The sequence below is a fragment of the Methylobacterium sp. Leaf113 genome, assembly GCF_001423325.1.
In the GTDB taxonomy this organism is placed as follows: domain Bacteria; phylum Pseudomonadota; class Alphaproteobacteria; order Rhizobiales; family Beijerinckiaceae; genus Methylobacterium.
Genome location: NZ_LMNJ01000003.1, coordinates 112,437 through 129,441 on the forward strand (window position 1 = coordinate 112,437; position 17,005 = coordinate 129,441).

Consider the following 17,005-nt stretch of genomic DNA (forward strand, 5'->3'; position numbering starts at 1 on the left):
CGACCATGCCCTGGACGGATCGCACCTTCACCAACGCGCCGCCCCTGTCCCTGAACGAGGACGCCGCCGCCCTGACCGCCGATTGGAAGGCCGTGCAGGCGGCCACCCTGACGCCCGATCAGGTGCGCGTCGTGAATCGGTGGGCGTACCTCGCCGTCTTCGGGAAGGAGCCCCAGGCCGGGGAGCCCATCGATTTCAGGAAGGCTTCCGGGGGAGCCAAGTTCGCATTCGATTGATCCGATCCGATCAAATGCGACCTTTCGATTCCGCGAGCGGTAATCCGGCCAAGCTAAGGTGCCCCCGATCCGGAGACACCGATGCCCTACATCCGCGGCCCGTCATGGCGCCCCCGCAAGATCTTCGGCCACCAGGTCGAGGCGCTTCAGACGACGAAGAACCTCGACCTGGAATGCGACACCGAGTTCCAGCAGGCCAACCTGACTGGTATGGCCCGTTCCACGATGCTCGGCATGAAGCTTACCGCGTGGTTCGTGAGGCTACCTGGGGAGAAGAAAACCTTCGCGACACTCGTGAAGTTGGACGGCGTACTGTCGAATTATCACTTTCTAAAATCGATAGCCACTTATCGGGCTATCCCTCTAACGACTGACGAAAACCCCGAATATCTTTACTGGCCGCAATACCACTACTCGTTCGTTGACGGCAGGGTTCAGACCTACGTGAACGGCAACAGGGACTACCTCTGGAAGCAGGTGAGCGATTACCTCGATTGGATGGCGATCCCGGCTGAAGACAGGAAAGCCCTCGAAGAGATCTCGGACTTCTAGCGCCGACCCCGCGCAACCATCCAAACCTTCCGGAGACGACCATGGACGAGATGACATTCCAGACCAAGGGGCTGATGACGCAGCTCACCGAGATCCGCGAGCACCAGGCGGCCAACGAGGCTGCCCGGGCCACCGCTTCCAGCCTGACCGAGATCGGGAAGGTCGAGGCCGAGGACGAGGAGATCGCGATGGCGTTGTGGTCAACCCGCATGTCCTGCCGGGTCATGCCCGACACGCCACCCGAGGAGATCGTGCCCATCCTGGCGGTCCGCGTGGCGGACGCGGGCGCGCACTTCTTCAAAGACAAGCCCAAGGTCGATGGTCACGTGAAGTGGTGCTCGGAGGTCGAGCGCCACGGCGGTCCGAGCATCGACCCGGATTGGCTCCGTGCCTACATGGCCGATCACCTCGCCGGTCGCGAGCGGGCCATCGACCCCATCGTCCAGCAGGCCATGGTCATCAGGGACGGTCGCGTCATTCCGCCAGGCGGCAAGCTGATGGACGTCGATACCGGCAAGCCGATCCGCCCGGCATGACGCGGCGCTGGCGCGAATCGGGCCTCCTCATAGAATGGTGAAGAGTGCCCCGAGGAAGCCGCATGTCCGACCGCCAGCCCGCCACCGACAAGGGCACCGCCGACCGCGTCGAGGCCGACAACGGCGGGTACTGGGTGCGCCTGGTGACCAAGCAGGCCATGAAGCGCGAGGGCGTTTGCATGGGCAACTGCCTCGACAGCCAGAGCTACGGTGGAGAGTTCGCCGGCAACGAGGAGATGGTGTCGACGGGCTTCTGGTTGCTCAGGAAGGTGGACGGACTGAGCCACATGCTCGTCAAGGTCGTCTCCCACGGCATGTCTGACGGACACCTGACCCAGGCGAAGGGCCCGAAGAACAACCAGCCATCCGCCTGGTCCTGCCGGCAGCTACGCCACCTCGTGATCGCCTTCCGCAACGCCGGTGCAACCCTGCGCATTCGCGATGGCATCGCCTTGACCGGAGCGAACGGGCGGACCTAGCGGCCGGACAAGGCGCCCCAGGATCTGAAGGATGCCATCGAGGCGCGCCGGAAGGCCGAGGCAGCGACCACATACGAGATCCCCATCGGACGGATCATGTACCGCCCGGTCGGGTCGGATGGACCCTTCCGGGAATTCGAGCTCGTCGGTGGCGGCTCGTCCGGATTCCTACCGTTAGCCCCGGCCAGCCCCGGCCAGCGACGTCCGCGACGAGACACCCGCGTGCCCGGATGGGGCGGTGCTCTACAGGGCGGGGCCGTGTGAACCTTTCCAGGTCCTGAGGGGCCGTGAACGCCAGGAGGCGATCAGCGCCGCCATGAGGCAAGGCATTATCACCGGCTACGAGGCCTCCATGGTCTTCAGCGCTCGTGACGAACCTGCCGTCGAAACGATCACGGTCCGCCTCGGGGGATACCCGGCCCGTCACGCGACCCAGAACGAGGACGGCACCTACAGGCTGAACCTTGGCGACCTCGTGTTCCCGAAGGTCATGCCGTCCGGTGACATCGGGTTCGGGTTCGGGGAGGTCGACACCGTGACATTCCGGATCGCCCCGGCGCCGACGCGTATGCTTCGCCGGGCTCGTTTCACCCCGGTCCGTGATCCCGCTCACCCGCCTGGACCGATCGCCACGGACCTGTCGGCTGAGTTCCGAATGACGTCGATCCAGATGTCTCCCGCGATCCGGGCGCTCGCCGACGGGGTGTTCGTTCGCGACGATGCCGGCCCCGACCCGCGCCCGGATCGCAGCGTGGGCGGCGGCTCCGTCATCATGGACCCCGCGGTTGGTCCTCGACCCGCTACGGGTCGTCGTGGTCCGAGGCCTGATTCGACCCGAGGCTGGTATCAGGCTGGTATCAAGGGGATCACGGCGATACCAGCCGCTCCATGCCTGCGATGGCTAAAGCTCTGAGATAATTTGGGTATCGGCTTTGAAGAGAGTGGAGCGGGTACCGGGAATCGAACCCGGGTATTCAGCTTGGAAGGCTGCTGCTCTACCATTGAGCTACACCCGCATCGATGACCAGACGAGCCGATCATCGAGGTTCGAGACAGTCCGGATCGGGACTAGATCTCGACAGGTTTGGTGGGGGAAGTAGGACTCGAACCTACGAAGCTTACGCAGCGGATTTACAGTCCGCCCCCTTTGCCGCTCGGGACATTCCCCCAAACCGGCCACCTTCCGGCGGCGCGCCGTCCTTATGATGACGGGTCGGGTCCGAGTCAACCGCGTCGCTCACGCGAAATGCGCGAGATCGCAGATCCGCATCTGCGCCCGTTCGGCCCCGCGCCAGGTATCGACCGACAGCGTGCCGGCGATATGGACCTCGCGGCCGAGTCCCGAGAGGATCGCTTGTCCGAGCGGGCCCTGCGCCGCCCGGAACGCGATGGCGCCGATGGCCTGGCCATCGCGGCTGCGCAGGCGGGCCCGGACGTGCCCGTTGCCCACGATGGCCGCATCGACGATGCGGTGGCGCGCCAGGACGAAGGTGGGTTCGGGCGCCGCCGAACCGAACGGCCCCGCCCGGTGGATCGTCCGGACCAGTTCGGCGGTGACGCCGCCCGCGCTCATCGCCCCGTCCACCAGCAGCGCCTCCACGGACCGGGCTTCCGCCACGGTAACGGCCAGGGCGCCGGCAAGATGGTCGCCGAAGCGGCTCACGTCGAAGCCCGGTAGGGTGACGCCCGCCGCCATGGCGTGGCCGCCGCCCTTGAGAGCCAAGCCGGCCTCCACCGCCGACCGCACGGCCTGACCGAGGTCAGCCCCGGCGATCGAGCGCCCGGAGCCGGTCGCGGTCCCGTCCGGGCGCAGGGCGAAGGCGAAGGCCGGGCGGCCGAAGCGCTCCTTGAGGCGGGCCGCGATCAGCCCGACGATGCCGGGATGCCAGTCGGCCGAGGCCGCGACCAGGACGGGCCGCTCCGGGTCGAGGCTCAGGGCATGATCCATCTCCGCCTCCGCGGCCGCGACGGCCTGAGCCTCGATGGCCTGGCGCTCGCGATTGAGCCGGTCGAGATCGGCGGCGATCCGGGCGGCCTCCGCCGGGTCGGTGGTGGTCAGCAGGGTTGCCCCGAGGGCAGCGTCGCCGATGCGCCCGCCGGCATTGATGCGCGGCCCGACGAGGTAGCCGAGATGCCAGGCCTCCGGCGGCTCGCTCAGGGACGCGGCATCGAGCAGGGCCGCGAGGCCGACCCGTCCGCGCGCCCGCATCACCTTCAGGCCCTGAACCACGAAGGCGCGGTTGAGGCCGGCGAGCGGGACCACGTCCGCCACCGTGGCGAGGGCGACGAGATCGAGGGATTCGGCGAGGTCGGGCAGCGAGCCGACAAGACTTTCCTGCCCGCGCAGGCGCCGGTTCAGCGCCACGAGGGTGAGGAAGACGACGCCGGCGGCGCAGAGGTGACCGAGCCCCGACAGGTCGTCGAGGCGGTTCGGATTGACCAGGGCGCAGGCCGGCGGCAGCTGCTCGGGCGCGCCATGGTGGTCGAGCACCACGACGTCGAGGCCGAGCGCCGCGGCGGCTTCGAGAGGCGCGTGGCCGCTGGTCCCGCAATCGACGGTGACCAGCAGGGTGGCGCCGGCCGCGTGCAGAGCGGTGACGGCGGCGACGTTGGGGCCGTAGCCCTCGGTGATCCGGTCGGGGATGTGGATCTGGACGGTGAGGCCGAGGCCGCGCAGGTATCCGGCGACCAAGGCGGCGCTGGCCGCACCGTCGACGTCGTAGTCGCCGAAGATCGCGACCCGCTCGCCGGCCATGACCGCGCGGGCGAGGCGGTCCGTCGCCGCCGGCATGTCGACCAGGCAGTCGGGGTCCGGCATCAGGTCGCGCAGGCGCGGGTGCAGGTGGGCCTCGGCCTCGGCCGGACGGATGCCGCGCCCGGCAAGGACGCGGGCGAGCATCTCCGGCAGAGCGTGCGCCTGCACCATGGTGGCGGCGTAGGCCTGGAGCGCCGGATCGGCGCAGCGGTCACGCCAGGGCCGCCCGAGGACCGAGCGGGTGACGTCGAGGAACGCGCGGGGCGCGTCGAGGGCATGGGCGGCTGACACGGGCCGGAGCATAGCCGCAACCGGGCCGCACGGCTGCATCCGAAACGACAAAGGGGCCGGCGATCGCGCGCCGGCCCCTCGGTTTCGCGGGCAGGTCGTCCGACCCGCCGCGTTTCAGAGGTTCTTGAGGATCTGGTCGACCACCTTCTTGGCGTCTCCGAACAGCATCATGGTGTTGTCGCGGAAGAAGACCTCATTCTCGACGCCGGCATAGCCGGAGCCCATGCCACGCTTGATGAAGAGCACGGTCTTGGCCTTCTCCACGTCCAAGATCGGCATCCCGTAGATCGGCGAGGCCTTGTCGGTCTTGGCGGCCGGGTTGGTGACGTCGTTGGCGCCGATCACGAAGGCCACGTCGGCCTGCGGGAACTCGCCGTTGATGTCCTCGAGCTCGAAGACCTCGTCGTACGGCACGTTCGCCTCGGCGAGCAGCACGTTCATGTGGCCGGGCATGCGACCCGCAACCGGGTGGATCGCGTATTTCACGTCCACGCCTTCCTTCTTAAGCATGTCGACCATCTCGCGAAGGCTGTGCTGGGCCTGGGCCACCGCCATGCCGTAGCCCGGCACGATGATGACGCGCTCGGCGTTCTTCATGATGTAGGCGGCGTCGTCGGCCGAGCCCTGCTTGACCGGACGGGTCTCCACCGCGCCGCCCGCGCCGGCCGCCGCGGCATCACCGCCGAAGCCGCCGAGGATCACGGAGATGAACGAGCGGTTCATCGCCTTGCACATGATGTAGGACAGGATCGCACCGGACGAGCCGACCAGCGCACCCGTGATGATGAGCGCGAGGTTGCCCAGGGTGAAGCCGATACCGGCCGCGGCCCAGCCCGAGTAGGAGTTCAGCATCGACACGACGACGGGCATGTCGGCGCCGCCGATCGGGATGATGAGCAGGCCGCCGAGCGCGAAGGACAGCAGCACGATCAGCCAGAAGACCGCCTTGCTTTCGTTGCCGATGAAGATCGCGATCAGCACCACCAGGGCGATGCCGAGGCCGATATTGATGAGGTGGCGCTGGGGCAGCATGATCGGCTTGCCCGACATGCGGCCGTCGAGCTTCAGGAACGCGATGACCGAGCCCGTGAAGGTGATGGCGCCGATGGCGACGCCGAGCGCCATCTCGAACAGCGACTCCTTGTGGATGTGGCCGTTCTCGAGGATGCCCACCGCCTGCGGTGCGTAGAGCGTCGCCGCCGCGCCCATCACGGCCGCGAGGCCGACGAGGGAGTGGAAGGCGGCCACGAGTTGCGGCATCGCCGTCATGGGCACGCGCTTGGCGATGATCGCGCCGGCACCGCCGCCGATGGCGAGGCCCAGGATGACGATGACCCAGGCGCCGAGCCCGGCCGGCGGATGGCCGACCAGGGTGGTGAGCATGGCGAGACCCATGCCGATCATGCCGTACAGGTTGCCCTGCCGCGACGTGGTCGGGTGGGACAGGCCCCGCAGCGCCATGATGAACAGGACGCCGGAAACGATGTAGAGAAGGGATGAGACGTTCTGGGACATGTCTCAGGCCTTCTTCTTGTACATGCCGAGCATGCGCTGGGTGACGAGGAACCCGCCGAAGATGTTCACGCTGGCGAGGATGATGCCGACGAAGCCGAAGAAGCGGGCCCAGCCGGTGCCGTGCTCGATGTAGGGAACGCCGGCGGCCAGGAGCGCGCCGACGATGATCACCGAGGAGATCGCGTTGGTCACCGACATCAGCGGCGTGTGCAGGGCGGGCGTGACCGACCACACCACGTAGTAGCCGACCAGGATCGCCAGCACGAAGATCGCGAGCTGGAACACCGTCGGGTCGACGGCGCCGTGGGTCACGGCGCTGAGGCCGTGGCCGATGCCGTCTGCGTATTTCTGGGCCTGGAGCGCGTGCTGCTGCGCGATGTCGGCAGCGGTTCGGGCCGCGGCGGCGGCGGCGCGCGCCTGCTCGGCGGCCTGATCGGGGGGAAGCATAGCCATCGTATCCTCCGGCGGGATCAGGATTGGGTCTGGAACGAGGGGTGCGAGACCTGGCCGTCACGGGTCAGGTTGGTCGCCTTGACGAGTTCATCGTCCCATTTAACCGCCAGAGCCTTGGCGTCCTTGTCGACCAGGGTCTCGACGAAGGCATAGAGGTTGCGCGCGTAGAGGCTGGAGGCCGTCGCCGCGAGACGGCCGGCCACGTTGAGGTGGCCGACGATCTTCACCCCCTTGTCGGTCATCACGACTTCGCCGGGCTTGGCACCCTCGACGTTGCCGCCGCGCTCCACCGCCAGGTCGATCAGGACGGAGCCGGGCTTCATCGAGGCGACCATCGCCGCCGACACCAGCTGCGGGGCCGGACGCCCCGGAATCAGCGCCGTGGTGATGACGATGTCCTGCTTGGCGATGTGGGTGGTGACGAGGTCGGCCTGCTTCTTCTTGTACTCGGCCGACATCTCCTTGGCGTATCCGCCCGAGGTCTCGGCCTGCTTGAACTCCTCGTCCTCCACGGCGACGAACTTGGCGCCGAGGGATTCGACCTGCTCCTTGGTGGCCGGGCGCACGTCGGTGGCGGTGACCACCGCGCCCATCCGGCGCGCCGTGGCGATGGCCTGGAGGCCGGCGACGCCGACGCCCATGACGAAGACGCGGGCGGCCGGCACGGTCCCGGCGGCGGTCATCATCATCGGCATGGCGCGGCCATACTCGGAGGCGCCGTCGACCACGGCGCGGTAGCCCGCGAGATTGGCCTGGGACGACAGCACGTCCATCACCTGCGCGCGGGTGATGCGGGGCATCAGCTCCATGGCGAAGGCATCGAGACCGGCTTCCGCCATGGCCCCGAGTTCGGCCTCGTGGCCGTACGGATCCATGATGGCGATGACCGTGGCGCCGCGCGGCAACAGGGCGATCTCCTCGGTCGAGGGACGACGCACCTTGAGCACGAGGTCGGCGGACCCGGCGGCTTCGGAGGCCGATCCGGCCACGGAGGCTCCGGCGGCCTCGTAGTCGGCGTCCGGCACGCCGGCCTTCAGGCCGGCGCCGGACTGGACGGTCACGTCGGCTCCGAGCCCGATGAATTTCTTGACCGTTTCTGGCACCGCCGCGACCCGCGGCTCCGCGGGATCGGTTTCGGACAATACAGCGATGCGCATGCAGGAGTGCTCCTTAAAGGACGGCCCGAAGGCGACCCGCAAAGTCAGTCAGAGATTCAAGGTTGTTCAGGCGAAGAAGAGGTACAGCAGCAGCAGGATGCCGACGGCGGCCGGGGCCTTGTAACCGATGGCGGGTGCCAGGGCGCCGACGGTGCCGGCGACGCCGGACAGGATCACGCCGAAGATTGCGGTCAGCCACGCTTCGCGAATGCCGCCGATGGCGAGAGCGAGGACCCAGCACAGCACCACGCCGGTGCCGATTTCGACGAAACGAACGAAGCCGCGATAGGTCTGCTCGTGAGTCTTCTCGTCCATTGCCGGGCTGTAATGCACGCCGGTCACGGTCTTGGTATCGGCCATCTTGTGGGCGTCCCCTTGGGTATCATCTTGATTTGTTCCAAGGGGATTTAGCGCATGCCAAGGTCGCTCGCAATCGAGATGCGTGCCCCGCATTCGCCACGAACGCCTTTTTATGGCCGCGCTTTCAAGCCGGCCAAGCACCTTTGCGCTGCACCATCAATTCAGGTCGCAGTTCAGGTCGGAAGCCCGAGCCCGGCTCTGGTCAGGGCCTCGCTCTGGCGCGTCTCGAGTTCCGCAAGCGAGAACTTGTCGATCTCGGCTTCGAACAACCGGTGGTAGTTCAGCTCCGAGCGCAGGTGAAGGAACACGGCGCCGAGCCCGACGGCCGCCCGATCCATGAACACGAATTCCTGCGGGATTGTGACAGGACCGCGGGCCTTGAGCGCCTGATGCACCTCGAAGGCCTGGCGCCGGCCGTATTCGCCCGGCTTCACGCCGTCCGCGACGGTGCGGGTGCGATCCTCCAGAATCGGGCCATAGATAAAGCGGGCCCAGATGTTGAGGATCTCGACCAGTTCCTTGTTGAGGTTCTTGAAGCCCCAGGTTTCATAGGCGTGGACGATACGGGCATTGTCGTTGGTCAGGAGGCCTCGGTAGAGATCCACCACGCCGCCGACGAAGCGCGGATGGAAGATGCGGACGCAGCCGTAATCGAGCAGGTTGATACCCTGTGCCTCGCCGCCTTCCGAGAACACCGTGTAGTTGCCGAGATGGGGATCGCCGTGGATCACGGCGGCCCGGCTGAACGGATGCCACCAGGCCTTGAACATGGACCGCGCGAGGCGGTTGCGGATCTCCACCGGCGACTCGGCGAAGTTCAGGATGCGCTCGCCGTCGAGCCAGCCCAGCGTCAGCAGGCGCTTCGTCGACAGATCCTTGTGGATGGGCGGCACCCGCACGGCATCGATGTCGCGCAGGACGTTGCCGTACAGCACGGCGTGCTTGGCCTCGCGCTCGTAATCGAGCTCCTCGCGCACGCGGGCACCGATCTCCTTGGCGATTTCGCGCGTGTCGAGCCAGGACGACATGCGCCGATGCAGGGCGAAGGCGATCTCGAGCTGCTTCAGGTCGGCCTCGACGGCCGACTGCATGTCGGGATACTGGAGCTTGCAGGCGAGCCGGGTGCCGTCGAGGGCCGTCGCCCGATGGACTTGGCCCAGTGAGGCGGCAGCCGCGGGCTTCAGGTCGAAGGCCTGGAAGCGCGACTGCCAGTCGGCCCCGAGTTCGGCCATCATCCGGCGCTTGACGAAGGCCGCGCCCATGGGCGGCGCATCGGCCTGCAGCTTCTGCAGTTCGGTGGCGTATTCCGGCGGCAGCAGATCCGGCACGGTGGCGAGGAGTTGGGCCACCTTCATGATCGGCCCCTTGAGCCCGCCGAGGGCTTGGGCCAGGGCGGCCGCGTTGGTCGGGGCCTCCTTGCCGCCGAACAGCTTGGCGCCGGCCATCCGCGCCGCGACCCCGCCGACATTGGCCCCGACGCGGGCATAGCGGCCGGCACGGGCGGAGAAGCGGTTGGCTTCGCGATCGATCTCGCTCATCGGAATCATTCAACTCGTCGGGAGAGGCTTCTCCCGAGATAAGCGCGCCGCCCGCGCTTGCCAGGGCGGCGGGCTCATGGGTCGCGGACCCGCGCTTACGCCTCCGGCCAGTTGTCGCGAATCCAGCGGGTGAGCCCGGCCTCGTCGATCTTGCCGGCGGCGAGGCCGAGGATCACGGCGGTGGCCTCGGCGGGATCCGGCTGGAAAGGAATCGCGTTCAACAAAATAAAGCCGAGCATCGCCATAAAGCCTGCCCGCTTATTGCCATCCATGAACGGATGGTTCTTGACGATCCCGAACGCGTAAGCCGCTGCGAGATCCGGCAAATCCGCGCCTTCGTAACGCCACTTGTTGATGGGTCGATCGACGGCTGATTCCAGCGCTCCCTGATCCCGAATGCCGCTTGCGCCACCGAAGATCTTCAGCTGGCGATCATGTGCATCAATGACGTCGGCGGCGGTCAACCACTCGGGCGCTTGATCGCCCACCGATCCGACAGTCATTTGGCAAGCTCGGCAAGCGTATCGCGGTAGCGGATCATGATGTCGTCCATGATGGACGCGACCTTCTTCCGATGATCGTCATCAGCTTGCATCGGAAGCTCCCAAATCGTCCCGGACTTCACGAAGCGCGCCTTTCGAACCCGACCTCGTCGCTTCTCGCCGCGCGCATCGCGCGCGATGCGGAAGCCTCTCGATGCCATGATGTCTCCGATCAACGCGCCCGAAGACTGGATGGCATAATTGCGCGTAGCTGGGTCGAACTGTTCCAGGATCGGCTCGATGTCCCAGATTGCCGCTTGAACAGCTGGAATTTCCAGCCGACTCAGCAGTTCGTACTGCGGAAGCATCTCCGGGCGCGTCAGCTTGTCTTTAAGGAGGCGCGCTTCAGGGCGCTCGAAAAACGCGGCGTGACTCGGATTCATTGGACCCTCCGTAACGAAGTGAACGTAGTGTGCCACGTTACGGAGGTCAATGTCGCAGTGCGCAACGTTGACAGGCGCTAGGCGTCTTCCATTCCCTCCAGCTCGACGATCATGCCCTCGATCATCGACAGGCCGATCTGCCAGAAGCCCGGATCGCGGGCGTCCAGGCCGAACGGGGCGAGGAGTTCGCCGTAGGGCTTGGCACCTCCCGCCGACAGCAGGGCGAAGTAGCGCTCGACGAAACCGTCCTCGGCTTTGGCGTAGACGCCGTAGAGCGAGTTCACCAGGCAGTCGCCGAAGGCGTAGGCGTAGACGTAGAACGGCGAGTGGATGAAGTGCGGGATGTAGGCCCAGAACGGCTCGTACCCCGAATCCAGGGCAATGGCCGGGCCGAGGCTCTCGGCCTGCACCGACATCCACAGGCCGTTGATCTGCTCGGCGGTCAGCTCGCCCTGCGCCCGGGCGAGGTGGACCTTGCGCTCGAAGGCGTAGAACGCGATCTGGCGCACCACCGTGTTGATCATGTCTTCGACCTTGGCGGCCAGCATCGCCCGGCGCTGCGAGACGCTGGAGGTCGCCGCGAGCAGGCGGCGGAAGGTCAACATCTCGCCGAACACGCTGGCGGTCTCGGCCAGGGTCAGGGGCGTCGGCGCCATCAGGGCGCCGTTCGGGCCCGCGAGCACCTGGTGCACGCCGTGCCCGAGCTCGTGCGCGAGGGTCATCACGTCGCGCGGCTTGCCCTGGTAATTGACCAGCACGTAGGGGTGGGCCGAGGGGACGGTCGGGTGCGCGAAGGCGCCCGGCGCCTTGCCGGGCCGGGTCGGCGCGTCGATCCAGTTGCGGTCGAAGAAGGTGCGGGCGATGTCGGCCATGCGCGGCGAGAACGCCCCGTAGGCGTTCAGCACGGTGTCGCGGGCCTCTGTCCACGGGATGGTGCGCTGTTCCACCTTCGGCAGCGGCGCGTTGCGGTCCCAATACGGCAGCGCCTCGACGCCGAACCACCGGGCCTTCAGGCGATAGTAGCGGTGCGACAGGCGCGGGTAGGCCGCCTGCACCGCCTCCACCATCGCGGCGACCACCTCCGGCTCGACGCGGTTCGACAGGTGGCGGGCATCGGCCACGTCGGCGAAGCCGCGCCAGCGGTCCGAGATCTCCTTGTCCTTGGCCAGCGTGTTGGTGATCAGCGTGAAGGTGCGCAGGTTCGCCCGGAAGACGTCGCTGAGCGCGCCCGCGGCTTCCTTGCGCACGGTGCCGTCCGGGTCCTGGAGCTTGTTGAGGGTGGGCTCCAGGGTCAGCTGCTCGCCCTGGACGGGGAAGCGCAGCGACGCGATCGTGCCGTCGAAGAGCCGGTTCCAGGCCGAGCGGCCGGTGACGGATTTTTCGAGGAACAGCTTCTCGGTGCGGTCGTCGAGCTGGAACGGCTTCTCCCGGCGCAGGTCCTCGATCCACGGCGCGTAATGCGCCAGCGGTCCGTCGGCCATCGCCCGGTCCATCTCCGCATCCGGAATCCGGTTCAGCTCCAGGGCGAAGAACAGCAGATGGCTGGAGGCCGTGGTCAGGCGCTCCTGGGTGTCGCCGTAGAACTTCTCCCGGCGCTCGTCGGTGGTGTCGCCGGAATAGACGAGACCCGCGAACGACATCAGCCGGCCGAGCAGGTCCTCGATGCCCTCATAGGCCGCCACCGCCTCGGCGAGCTGGGCCGACGCGTCGAGGGCGGAGGCCATCGCGGCGAGACGGCCGGCATAGCGCTCCGAGAACCGCGCGCAGTCGGCCTCCGCGCGGGCGAGATCGGCGGTGAAATCGGGGGCGTCGATGCCCGCGTAGAGGTCGGTCAGGTCCCATTCGGGCAGCACGCCGAGATCGGCTGCGTGGGCGGCGGCCCGCGCCGCGCTGGCCCCTTCCGCATTCGCGACGATGCCCGACAGGCTGGCATGGGCGACGGCTCGGCTCGGCATGATGGTTTCTTTCTTCGCGACACGACCTGGGCGACTCGACGGTGCCAGGCGCTGATATCGAGCGCCCGGCGGGCGCGATCAATCCGGCGTGAGGAGAATCCTGCCGCTTGCAGCGCTTTCCCGGGGGGATTCGGCAAAGGGTCACACCCACCCTGGTCTTCACCGCGAAAAGTCTGATCGTCGTTAAGCGCGGCTTTACGGTCTTGGGTCACCCTACGGTTCGAAACGAAACAAACCGGCGGTGCGCAGCCGGGCGAACCCGTGTCGCCCGCTCTCCTCCGCTTGCGAAACGCGAGGCGCTCCCATGTCGACAACGGTCCTCATCGTCGACGATGATCCCGTCCAGCGCCGTCTCGCCGAGGCGATGGTGCGGCGCCTCGGCTTCAACGCCAAGGTGGCCGAGAGCGGCGAGCAAGGTCTCGAAACCCTGCGCGCCGGCGATCCGATCGACGTGGTGCTCCTCGACCTCGTCATGCCGGGCGGCCTCGACGGCCTCGCGGTGATGGCCGAGATGCGCAAGACCGGCCTCGACGTTCCGGTGATCGTGCAGACCTCGAACGGTTCAATCGATGCCGTGGTGACGGCGATGCGGGCGGGCGCCGTCGATTTCGTGGTCAAGCCGGCGGGTGCCGAGCGGCTGCAGGTCTCGATCAAGAACGCCCTCAAGGTCGATCAGCTCGAGGAAGAGGTTCGCCGCATGCGCCGGCGCGCCTCCGGCGCCCTCAGCTTCAAGGACCTGACCTCGCGCAGCCCCGACATGGACCGGGTGATCCGGCTCGCCGAGCGCTCGGCCAAATCGAACATCCCGGTCCTGATCGAGGGCGAATCCGGCGTCGGCAAGGAAGTGCTGGCCCGCGCGATCCAGGGCTCGGGCGACCGGCGCGGCAAGGCCTTCGTCACCGTCAATTGCGGCGCGATCCCCGACAACCTCGTCGAATCCACCCTGTTCGGCCACGAGAAGGGCGCCTTCACCGGCGCCACCGATCGTCACGTCGGCAAGTTCGTCGAAGCCTCGGGCGGCACGCTGTTCCTCGACGAGATCGGCGAACTGCCGCTCGACGCCCAGGTCAAGCTTCTGCGCGCCCTGCAGGAAGGCGAGGTCGATCCGGTCGGCGGCAAGCGCAGCGTGCGCGTCGACATCCGGCTGATCTCGGCGACGAACCGCTCGCTGCTCGATCTCGTCAAGCAGGGCCGCTTCCGCGAGGACCTGTATTACCGGCTCAACGTGTTCCCCATGACGCTGCCGCCCCTGCGCGCCCGCCGGGAGGACATTCCCGATCTGGTGCGCTCGTTCTGCGCGCGCTTCGCCGCCGAAGAGGGCAAGCGCGTCCGGGCCATCACCCCCGAGGCGATGGCGCTGCTCACCCGTTACGGTTGGCCCGGCAATGTCCGCCAGTTGGAGAATGCGCTGTTCCGGGCGGTGGTGCTGGCCGATGGCGACGAGCTGACGGTGTCGGAATTTCCGCAGATCGCCGCACAGGTCGAAGGCTTCGACGTCCGGATTCCCGCCGCTCCGCTGCAGCCGATGGTGCAGCACGGCGCCCCGGAACCGGTGCGCGAGATCGTTCGGGTCGAGGTCCGCGATCCGCACGCCATGAGCCTCGTCGCCGAGGAGACCGGCGAGATGAAGACCATGGAAGGGCTGGAGGCGGAGATCATCCGGTTCGCGCTGCAATATTACCGCGGCCGCATGTCCGAGGTGTCGCGCCGCCTCGGAATCGGCCGATCCACCCTCTATCGCAAGCTCAAGGACCTCGGCCTCGAGGACGGCGACAAGGCCGACGAGGCCGCGGCCTGAGGTCTTGCTCCGAAATCTCGGCTTGAGACCGCACGATGCGGTCTCGGGCCGAGGTCTCGACATGGCGTGCGGGTCGATGCACCCGTATCGCCCCGGGACGGCCCACCGGCGCAGGTGCATTTGCACACGCGCCCGCTTGGCCCGATTGTCCTAATCCGATCGGCCTGCCGGGTCGGTCCTGAGGAGTTGCCATCATGGGCGTTTCGCGCTCCGCCTCCGTTGCGCTGTCCGCCCTGCTGGCGGGCTGCATCGGCTATACGGCCCAGGCTCAGACCCAGGCCCAGACCCTGCCCTCCGATGAGGTGACGGCTCAGGCCAAATCGGCCGAAGCGGCTCAGGCCAAACCGCCGGAAGCGGCCCAGGCCAAATCGTCCGAAGCAGCCGACGCGCCCGTCGTCAAAAACGCCTCCGTCGATGCGGCCGCCCCGGCGGTCGAGCCGGCCGCGCCGCAGGCGGGTGTTGCGGCCCCATCGACAGGATCCGCACCCGACGCCGCCGCGTCCGCACCGGTCGCCGAGGCGCCGCCGCCCCTCCCCGCCGATCCCCAGGGGGCGGCCGTCGCCGCACGGCTCCTCGATCCGGCACCGCTTCTGCCACGCCTCTCCACGAAGGAGCGCGAGGCCATCCAGGCCTTCTACGCACTGGGCGCCTTCAAGCCGGTCTGGATCGTCGACGGCGCCCTGACCCCGGCGGCCAAATCCGCCGCCGCCCGCCTCGCCGCCGCCGGCGAAGACGGCCTCACCTCCTCGGCCTACCCGGTACCGGTCCTCGGCACGCAGGGCGCCACCGAGGCACAGATCGCCGAGGCCGACCTGAAGCTGTCGGCCGCGGTGGTGCTCTACGCCCGCGACGCGCGCGGCGGCCGCATCCACCTCGCTAGCCTGTCCCGGCTGATCACCCCGACCCTCGACCTGCCCGCCCCCGACGCGGTCCTCGGCCGCATCGCCTCCGCGGGGACCCAGGCCGGCGCGCTGCTGCAGGGCTACAATCCGGCTCAGCCCGGCTACCTCGCCCTCAAGGCGCGGCTGGCGACCTTGCGCGGGCACGGCGAGACCCCGGCCGCCCCCAGCGTACAGCTGCCGCCCGGTCCCGTGCTGAAGCTCGGCATGAGCGATCCGCGGGTGCCGGCCCTGCGCACCCGCTTCGGCCTGGAGACACGGACCGCCGGCACCCTCGATGCCGGTCCCGGCGATCCGCAGACCTACGATACCCGGGTGGTCGCCGCCGTCACGGGTTTCCAGCGCGCCCGCGGTCTGGCACCCAACGGCCATCTGACGCCGCAGACCGTGGCGGCGCTCGCCCGGCCGGACTCCGCCGCCCGGCCCGATGCCGGCGAGGCCGCGCTGATCGTCAACATGGAGCGCTGGCGCTGGCTGCCCTCCGACCTCGGCCGCGACTACGTCCTGGTCAACATCCCCGAGTTCCGCCTGCGGGTGATCCGGGACGGCCGGCAGCGGGATGAGGCGCGGGTCATCGTCGGCAAGACGGAATCGCCGACGCCGATCTTTTCCGGGATGATGGAATACGCGGTGGTCAATCCGTCCTGGAACGTGCCGCCCTCGATCCTGAAGAACGAGTTCCTGCCCGGGCTCGCCCGCGATCCGAACTACGCGGCGCGGCGCGGCTACGAGGTGGTCTATCGCAACGGTAACGTCTCGGTGCGCCAGCCGCCGGGCGAGCGCAACGCCCTCGGGTTCATCAAGTTCATGTTCCCGAACAACCATGCGGTCTACCTGCACGACACACCGAACCGCAGCCTGTTTTCGTCGTCCCAGCGCGCCCTCAGCCATGGCTGCGTGCGCGTCGACGACCCCTTCCGCTTCGCCGATGCGGTCCTGCCCGAGGCCTGGTCGAGCGAGCGCCTCAAGAAGCTCATCGGCAAGGGCGAGCGCCAGATCCGCCTGCCCGAGAAGCTGCCCGTGCACCTCGCCTACTTCACCGCATCGGTGGACGAGACCGGGAGCCTGCGCACCCTGCCGGATCTCTACGGCTACGATGCGCGCATGAAGATCGCCCTCGGCCTCAGCCCCGGCAGCCTCCTGGTCGCCAAGGCGAAGGAGGGCAAGAGCCCGGATCAGGCACGTCGCGGCACTCAGAAGCCGACCGTGACCGGCCGGACCGGTCCCGCCCTCACGGGCGCCCCGAAGCCGATGGCCGAGGCGCGGCGCCAGCGCGTCCGCGAGGTCAACTCGGAGACGGGATCGGCCGCGCGGGGGAATTCCGGCCGCGCTCCGGGCGATTTCGGCGAGCCCGACCTGTGGACGCCGCGTCCGGGCCGGCCCCTGAACAGCTGGTGGTAGGCCCGACGCGCCGGGGACGATGCTGAAGCGGGGTTTCATCGACCGCGCCGGCACCGTTTCGACCGGCCGACATCTTGGCGACGTCATCCCCATCGCGGGCGAATAGTCTCGACGACAGGACCATAAGCCTGGGTGTGCGTCTCCGCACAGCCGGG

The 17,005-nt window shown here is 68.1% G+C and carries 16 protein-coding genes and 2 tRNA genes; 7 read left to right on the top strand and 11 right to left on the bottom strand.

Going from position 1 to position 17,005, the window contains the following annotated elements:
* Window positions 1-5 precede the first annotated feature (5 nt).
* The 5 genes from ASF60_RS04130 (at window position 6) to ASF60_RS04150 (ending at window position 2,716) form a co-directional block, all read left to right on the top strand.
* Window positions 6-236: a hypothetical protein gene (locus ASF60_RS04130; protein ID WP_056180814.1), complete on the top strand. Its 231-nt coding sequence runs from the start codon at window positions 6-8 to the stop codon at window positions 234-236.
* Between the two features lie 81 nt (window positions 237-317).
* Complete coding sequence (locus ASF60_RS04135; protein WP_056180817.1) at window positions 318-788, top strand: hypothetical protein; 471 nt, start codon at window positions 318-320, stop codon at window positions 786-788.
* A 41-nt stretch (window positions 789-829) separates the two neighbouring features.
* Window positions 830-1,324: a hypothetical protein gene (locus tag ASF60_RS04140; RefSeq protein WP_056180820.1), complete on the top strand. Its 495-nt coding sequence runs from the start codon at window positions 830-832 to the stop codon at window positions 1,322-1,324.
* Window positions 1,325-1,386: 62 nt separating this feature from the next.
* The gene (locus tag ASF60_RS04145; protein ID WP_056180823.1) at window positions 1,387-1,803 is read left to right on the top strand and encodes a hypothetical protein; all 417 of its coding nucleotides are present in this window, start codon (window positions 1,387-1,389) and stop codon (window positions 1,801-1,803) included.
* A gap of 316 nt (window positions 1,804-2,119) precedes the next feature.
* Window positions 2,120-2,716 (top strand): hypothetical protein, encoded by a 597-nt coding sequence (locus tag ASF60_RS04150; protein WP_156633844.1) that lies wholly within the window; start codon window positions 2,120-2,122, stop codon window positions 2,714-2,716.
* 29 nt (window positions 2,717-2,745) lie between these two features.
* Here the strand turns inward: ASF60_RS04150 and ASF60_RS04155 are convergent.
* The 11 genes from ASF60_RS04155 to ASF60_RS04205 form a co-directional block, all read right to left on the bottom strand.
* A tRNA-Gly gene (locus ASF60_RS04155) sits at window positions 2,746-2,819 on the bottom strand.
* 69 nt (window positions 2,820-2,888) lie between these two features.
* Window positions 2,889-2,972 (bottom strand) — tRNA-Tyr (locus ASF60_RS04160).
* 68 nt (window positions 2,973-3,040) lie between these two features.
* Entirely contained in the window at window positions 3,041-4,861 is a 1,821-nt protein-coding gene (gene recJ / locus ASF60_RS04165; RefSeq protein ID WP_056180827.1) for a single-stranded-DNA-specific exonuclease RecJ, read from the bottom strand.
* A 102-nt stretch (window positions 4,862-4,963) separates the two neighbouring features.
* Window positions 4,964-6,364, bottom strand: coding sequence for an NAD(P)(+) transhydrogenase (Re/Si-specific) subunit beta (locus ASF60_RS04170; RefSeq protein WP_056180830.1), 1,401 nt, complete (start codon window positions 6,362-6,364; stop codon window positions 4,964-4,966).
* A 3-nt stretch (window positions 6,365-6,367) separates the two neighbouring features.
* Complete coding sequence (locus ASF60_RS04175) at window positions 6,368-6,817, bottom strand: proton-translocating transhydrogenase family protein (RefSeq protein WP_056180833.1); 450 nt, start codon at window positions 6,815-6,817, stop codon at window positions 6,368-6,370.
* Window positions 6,818-6,834: 17 nt separating this feature from the next.
* Window positions 6,835-7,974: a Re/Si-specific NAD(P)(+) transhydrogenase subunit alpha gene (locus ASF60_RS04180; RefSeq protein WP_056180834.1), complete on the bottom strand. Its 1,140-nt coding sequence runs from the start codon at window positions 7,972-7,974 to the stop codon at window positions 6,835-6,837.
* A 66-nt stretch (window positions 7,975-8,040) separates the two neighbouring features.
* Window positions 8,041-8,334, bottom strand: coding sequence for an aa3-type cytochrome c oxidase subunit IV (locus ASF60_RS04185; RefSeq protein ID WP_056180837.1), 294 nt, complete (start codon window positions 8,332-8,334; stop codon window positions 8,041-8,043).
* 173 nt (window positions 8,335-8,507) lie between these two features.
* Entirely contained in the window at window positions 8,508-9,872 is a 1,365-nt protein-coding gene (locus tag ASF60_RS04190; RefSeq protein ID WP_056180949.1) for an ABC1 kinase family protein, read from the bottom strand.
* Between the two features lie 95 nt (window positions 9,873-9,967).
* A complete protein-coding gene (locus ASF60_RS04195; protein ID WP_056180841.1) occupies window positions 9,968-10,375 on the bottom strand; it encodes a type II toxin-antitoxin system death-on-curing family toxin in 408 nt (135 codons plus the stop codon).
* A complete protein-coding gene (locus ASF60_RS04200) occupies window positions 10,372-10,797 on the bottom strand; it encodes a hypothetical protein (RefSeq protein ID WP_056180844.1) in 426 nt (141 codons plus the stop codon). The genes ASF60_RS04195 and ASF60_RS04200 overlap by 4 nt, the downstream gene beginning before the upstream one ends.
* Window positions 10,798-10,874: 77 nt before the next feature.
* Window positions 10,875-12,752 (bottom strand): M3 family oligoendopeptidase, encoded by a 1,878-nt coding sequence (locus tag ASF60_RS04205; RefSeq protein WP_056180846.1) that lies wholly within the window; start codon window positions 12,750-12,752, stop codon window positions 10,875-10,877.
* Between the two features lie 304 nt (window positions 12,753-13,056).
* Here ASF60_RS04205 and ASF60_RS04210 point away from each other — a divergent pair, with 304 nt between their 5' ends.
* Window positions 13,057-14,550, top strand: a complete 1,494-nt coding sequence (locus tag ASF60_RS04210; RefSeq protein WP_056180849.1) for a sigma-54-dependent transcriptional regulator — start codon at window positions 13,057-13,059, stop codon at window positions 14,548-14,550.
* Between the two features lie 194 nt (window positions 14,551-14,744).
* On the top strand, window positions 14,745-16,850 hold the full coding sequence (locus ASF60_RS04215; protein ID WP_056180852.1) for a L,D-transpeptidase family protein: 2,106 nt from the start codon (window positions 14,745-14,747) through the stop codon (window positions 16,848-16,850).
* Window positions 16,851-17,005: the final 155 nt, after the last annotated feature.

Bases quoted from the DNA above. Each gene is read 5' to 3' on its own strand.
- ASF60_RS04130 (WP_056180814.1), top strand. From the start codon at position 6: ATGCCCTGGACGGATCGCACCTTCACCAACGCGCCGCCCCTGTCCCTG.
- ASF60_RS04135 (WP_056180817.1), top strand. From the start codon at position 318: ATGCCCTACATCCGCGGCCCGTCATGGCGCCCCCGCAAGATCTTCGGC.
- ASF60_RS04140 (WP_056180820.1), top strand. From the start codon at position 830: ATGGACGAGATGACATTCCAGACCAAGGGGCTGATGACGCAGCTCACC.
- ASF60_RS04145 (WP_056180823.1), top strand. From the start codon at position 1,387: ATGTCCGACCGCCAGCCCGCCACCGACAAGGGCACCGCCGACCGCGTC.
- ASF60_RS04150 (WP_156633844.1), top strand. From the start codon at position 2,120: ATGAGGCAAGGCATTATCACCGGCTACGAGGCCTCCATGGTCTTCAGC.
- recJ (WP_056180827.1), bottom strand. From the start codon at position 4,861: ATGCTCCGGCCCGTGTCAGCCGCCCATGCCCTCGACGCGCCCCGCGCG.
- ASF60_RS04170 (WP_056180830.1), bottom strand. From the start codon at position 6,364: ATGTCCCAGAACGTCTCATCCCTTCTCTACATCGTTTCCGGCGTCCTG.
- ASF60_RS04175 (WP_056180833.1), bottom strand. From the start codon at position 6,817: ATGGCTATGCTTCCCCCCGATCAGGCCGCCGAGCAGGCGCGCGCCGCC.
- ASF60_RS04180 (WP_056180834.1), bottom strand. From the start codon at position 7,974: ATGCGCATCGCTGTATTGTCCGAAACCGATCCCGCGGAGCCGCGGGTC.
- ASF60_RS04185 (WP_056180837.1), bottom strand. From the start codon at position 8,334: ATGGCCGATACCAAGACCGTGACCGGCGTGCATTACAGCCCGGCAATG.
- ASF60_RS04190 (WP_056180949.1), bottom strand. From the start codon at position 9,872: ATGAGCGAGATCGATCGCGAAGCCAACCGCTTCTCCGCCCGTGCCGGC.
- ASF60_RS04195 (WP_056180841.1), bottom strand. From the start codon at position 10,375: ATGACTGTCGGATCGGTGGGCGATCAAGCGCCCGAGTGGTTGACCGCC.
- ASF60_RS04200 (WP_056180844.1), bottom strand. From the start codon at position 10,797: ATGAATCCGAGTCACGCCGCGTTTTTCGAGCGCCCTGAAGCGCGCCTC.
- ASF60_RS04205 (WP_056180846.1), bottom strand. From the start codon at position 12,752: ATGCCGAGCCGAGCCGTCGCCCATGCCAGCCTGTCGGGCATCGTCGCG.
- ASF60_RS04210 (WP_056180849.1), top strand. From the start codon at position 13,057: ATGTCGACAACGGTCCTCATCGTCGACGATGATCCCGTCCAGCGCCGT.
- ASF60_RS04215 (WP_056180852.1), top strand. From the start codon at position 14,745: ATGGGCGTTTCGCGCTCCGCCTCCGTTGCGCTGTCCGCCCTGCTGGCG.